This window comes from Sulfitobacter sp. HI0129 (assembly GCF_001635395.1).
Classification (GTDB): domain Bacteria; phylum Pseudomonadota; class Alphaproteobacteria; order Rhodobacterales; family Rhodobacteraceae; genus Sulfitobacter.
Map to the genome: position 1 here is coordinate 1 of NZ_LWGH01000984.1, position 260 is coordinate 260.

A 260-nucleotide genomic window follows, 5' to 3' on the forward strand; every position below is an offset into this window, starting at 1 on the left:
GAAATCGTGAACACGCTGGGCGCCTGGGTCGCGTGCCATGGGCTGCGCCAGTTCCGGTTGGCGGAAACCGAGAAATATCCCCATGTAACCTTCTTCCTGAACGGGGGCGAGGAAGCGGCGGCGACCGGAGAAGACCGCCACATGCCGAAATCCCCGGATGTGGCGACCTATGACCTGAAGCCAGAAATGTCGGCCGACGAAGTCACCGACAGGCTGGTTGCGGCGATCCGCGACGGCTACGACCTGATCGTGGTCAACTA

Annotated in this window: 1 pseudogene; it reads left to right on the forward strand. The window is 61.9% G+C overall.

Going from position 1 to position 260, the window contains the following annotated elements:
- Positions 1–260: pseudogene (locus tag A3764_RS21515) on the forward strand (2,3-bisphosphoglycerate-independent phosphoglycerate mutase); the annotation flags it as partial.